General features: G+C 60.0%; 4 protein-coding genes. 3 read left to right on the top strand and 1 reads right to left on the bottom strand.

All coding sequences use genetic code 11. From position 1 onward, the window contains the following. The 3 genes from ABX749_RS24335 to ABX749_RS24325 all read left to right on the top strand — a co-directional run. Positions 1–860 (top strand): dicarboxylate/amino acid:cation symporter (locus ABX749_RS24335; protein ID WP_372898278.1); only part of this gene is annotated, 860 nt, incomplete at its 5' end. Between the two features lie 606 nt (positions 861–1,466). Further along, entirely contained in the window at positions 1,467–1,775 is a 309-nt protein-coding gene (locus tag ABX749_RS24330; RefSeq protein WP_372898277.1) for a ferrous iron transport protein A, read from the top strand. A gap of 39 nt (positions 1,776–1,814) precedes the next feature. Beyond that, complete coding sequence (locus ABX749_RS24325; RefSeq protein ID WP_372898276.1) at positions 1,815–3,929, top strand: ferrous iron transporter B; 2,115 nt, start codon at positions 1,815–1,817, stop codon at positions 3,927–3,929. Position 3,930: 1 nt separating this feature from the next. Here the strand turns inward: ABX749_RS24325 and ABX749_RS24320 are convergent. Beyond that, on the bottom strand, positions 3,931–4,159 hold a 229-nt coding region (locus ABX749_RS24320; protein WP_372898275.1), incomplete at its 5' end, for an HD-GYP domain-containing protein.

Below are 4,159 nucleotides of genomic sequence, written 5' to 3'. Positions count from 1 at the left end.
TGGTGACGGACAACCTGTTTGTTTCGGCCGCCCAAACACAGTTGTTGCCGATCATCGTGTTCGCAATCGTTTTTGCGGGCATGCTGACGACGATGCACGAGGACGTCAGCAGCATCACCAAACTGATCACGCAAGCAAACAAGGCGCTGATGCAATTCGTGATGCTGCTGATGAATTTTGCCCCCTTGGGTATTTTTTGTCTGGTCGCGGCGCGTTTCGGTGAGGCTCAGGCGGAAGGCAAGTTTCTCGAAGAGCTCTCCCAAATCGGCTGGTACTTCGGGACGGTCGTGGGAGGCCTGGCATTCCACGCCCTGATCACGTTGCCGGCGATTTTTTATCTGGTCCGACGGGACAACCCGTATCGGTATATTCTGGCGATGTCCAAAGCCCTGTTGACCGCGTTTTCGACGGCCAGTTCTTCGGCGACGTTGCCGGTGACACTCGAATGCGCCGAGGAAGCCGGGATCTCCAAACGTTCAACCGAGTTTGTTATTCCCTTGGGCGCGACGATCAACATGGACGGGACCGCACTTTACGAAGCCGCCGCCGCCATCTTCATCGCCCAAGCGGTGCCGGGAATCGATCTCGGGTTCTGGGAACAGGTGATCGTGGCGGTGACCGCCACGTTGGCCGCGATCGGAGCGGCGGGGATTCCCGAAGCCGGGCTGGTCACGATGCTCATCGTGCTCAACGCCGTCGGATTGCCGCTGGAATACATGGGGCTGATTCTGTCGGTCGACTGGTTGCTCGATCGCTTTCGCACCACCGTCAACGTGTTGGGAGACAGCGTCGGCGCCGCGGTGGTCGAAAAAACGCTTCCCGATCGGCCCTCCCCCCCTGGACTGGCCGCCGGGGCGTAGGCGACCGGGGCGTGGAAGTGAACACCGCGATGGACCGTTCGACCTCCCCTCGCTTCGTCCGACGCTCCCTGCCAGGGCATTGGTATCTACACAAGTCACTTTTTGCCCAAAGGGCATGCATATCCATAGCCTGGGGCAAGCAAACCGAGCATTTGCGAGGGTTGCGCCGCCCCAGGAACCTCATCGCAATGAGGTTCAAATTGGCCAACGGCCATGCACAACCTTCGCGTTTGACGAGGCATTTGTGTATGGCCGTTGGCCAATCCCTCTCGTTCTCGTTTGCGGACCTTGGGCGATGCCCAAGGCTATGGATGTGAACGGCCGTTGGCCGAAACCATCCACTCAGAACAGATCTGACATGCAAAAGATGTGTAGATACCTATGCTGCCTGGAGGGTGACTTTAAAAACCGCACGACCTCTGTGCGGGAGGGTGGCTGCAGATGCGTGGACAATAGCGCGTCCGGCGAGGTTGACTAACGAGGTGCGACAAGCTGGAGCGCTTGACAGTTCGGGTGCCGCCTGCCATCCTATTGAGATTGATTCTCATTTCCGGCCGCAGCCTGCCTTGCGGCTCCCGCCCGCCCACGATCGGATGGTTCAACTCGATGGCAATCGTCCAGGTTCCCCCGGATCAGATTTACTCGACCACTCTCGCTGACATCCAACCCGGTCAATACGTTTGCAAGGATGTTCACGCCGCAGGCCAAGACGCGGTGCGGCTGAAGCGTTTGGGCGTTTGCCAGGGCCGAACAATCGAACTGGTGGGGCGAGGCGATCCGATGATTTTGAAGATCGGGACGTCACGTGTCGGCCTCTCGCGTCAGCTGGCCAAGTTGGTCTTGGTCGATCCAGCGTCTGTATCGCCTTTGAATCCCGAGTCCGCGCCGGCTTCTCTCCCGGCGTCGGCCCTCTAAGCCAGAGTCCGCCCCTTGAGTCTTCCGACGGTTCGTTCGATGCCCGGGTCGGACGCTACGGCTACGAAACCGGTGGTGCTGCTGGTCGGCAATCCTAACGTCGGCAAGACGTCGTTGTTCAATGCGCTGGCGGGGATGCGGGCCAAAACGGCGAATTACCCCGGCATCACGGTCGACCTGCGCAAGGCGATGATTCACGTCGCGGCGGTGGACCAGGATGCGCGCTGCCAGGCGACCAGCGAAATTGAACTGGTCGACCTGCCGGGTCTGTACAGCATGGAAACGGCGAGTCCGGAAGAAGAGGTCGCCGCGCGAAGCATTCGGGGAGAATTCCAGGGCGAGCTCAGTCGTCTGCCCGACGCGGTCGTGGTGGTCGTCGACGCGACGAACATCGCCCGCACGTTGGTGTTGGCCGGCGAGATTCTCGATCGCAATCTGCCGACGATTGTCGCGGTCAATTTGATCGACGCGGCTGAGTCGTCGGGAACCGAAATCCGGTTCGACGAATTGAGCGAAAAATTGGGCTGTCCGGTGATTCCGGTCAGCGCCCGCAAAGCACGCGGGCTGGGTGAGTTGCGTGAAGCGATCTACGAGATGACCAAGCCGGCCAATCCGCTGCTGCCGATCGCACGCGAACCCTGTGTCGCCGGTTGTGGCGGATGTCCGTTCGCGGCGCGTTTTGAATGGGCCGACGGCGTGGCGGGCGCATCGGTCCGCCAGACCCCTGGCAAGGGCGTCAAACTGGAGTGGCTCGACCGATTGCTGACCTCGCAAGGGGTCGGATTGGTGACGCTGTTGGGCGTGATGCTGTCGGTGTTCTTTTTGATTTTTTCGTTGGCGGATCTGCCGATGTCGGCGATCGAAGACGGATTCGGTTGGGCCGGTCGGGTGATCGACAACCTGTTGCCGACCCGTCCGCTGTCCACGTTCATTTGGCTGCCGCTGGCGACCGCGATTTCGTTGTCGGTGTTTGCGGTCGCGTACTGGTTGAACGAAACGAAATGGACCCGTTGGTCGGCATCGGTCGCGGTGTTGACGTCGCTGGTGATCGGCAGTTTGCCGCTGGAGGATTTTCGCTCGTTGGCGATCGACGGAGTGGTGGGTGGTATCGCGGGTGTCGTGGTGTTTTTGCCACAGATCTGCATCCTGTTCTTTTTCATCACGCTGTTGGAAGATTCCGGCTACATGGCCCGTGGGGCGTTTGTGATGGAGCGGTTGATGCGTCGTGTGGGGCTGCCCGGCAAAGCGTTTGTGCCGATGCTCTCGGCGCACGCGTGTGCGATTCCGGGGATCATGGCCGCTCGCACGATCGAGACATGGCGAGACCGGTTGGTGACGATTCTGGTGTTGCCGTTGCTGACGTGTTCGGCGCGTTTGCCGGTCTACGTGATGGTCGCGGCGTTGCTGTTTGGCGATAGCCCCTGGAAAGCATCGTTGATGTTTGCCGGTGCCTATTTGTTGGGGCTGTTTGCCGCGTTCTCCACGGCGTTTTTGTTGAAGAAGACGGTGGTTCCGGGCGAAGCGGCGCCGCTGGTGCTGGAGTTGCCTAATTATCGGATGCCCAGCTTTCGCAATGCCTGGTTCACGACGGTGGAACGGGCGACGGTCTTCTTGCGTGGCGCGGGGACGACGATCCTGTTGATCTCGGTGGTCCTGTGGGCCTTGGCAACGTATCCGAAGCTGCCCGATGACCGGACGTTCTCGTCTGACAGAGAACAGGCTCAGGCGGCGCTGGAGTATTCCTTTGCGGGGCGATGTGGCCGGATGGTCGAACCCATTTTCGCGCCGCTCGGGTTCGATTGGAAGATCGATGTCGGGATCATCACCTCGTTCGCGGCGCGTGAGGTCTTGGTGTCAACGCTTTCGATCGTGTACGGTTTGGGCGAAGACGCCGCGGAGGAACCGGCCGGGTTGGTCGAGACGCTGCGGCGGCAACGACGTCCTGACGGCACGCTGGTGTTTTCAACGGCCACCGGGTTGAGTTTGTTGGTGTTCTTTGTGTTGGCGATGCAGTGTTTGCCGACACAGGTGGTGACCAAGCGTGAGACCGGAAGCTGGAGATGGGCGGTCTTTCAATTCATCTACATGACCGTCTTGGCCTACGTCGCGGCGCTGATCGTTTATCAGTCGCTCTCCGCGGCGGGGTATGCCTAGATCACTGGTCGGCCAAACTGACGACGATCTGTGTCACTTCGTCGATGCGTGCCAGGAACGCATCCAAGACCTTGGGGTCAAAATGTTTGCCGCGTTCTTTCCGCATGATTTCGATGCATTGATCCAGCGGCAAGGCGTCTTTGTAACAGCGCTTGCTGCTGAGGGCGTCGAAGACATCGGCGACGGCGGTGATCCGACCGACGATCGGAATTTCCTCGCCGGCGAGATGT

Origin of the sequence: Stieleria sp., assembly GCF_041595215.1 — a bacterium.
GTDB lineage: Bacteria > Planctomycetota > Planctomycetia > Pirellulales > Pirellulaceae > Stieleria > Stieleria magnilauensis.
This window is presented reverse-complemented; position numbering and strand designations above follow the sequence as displayed.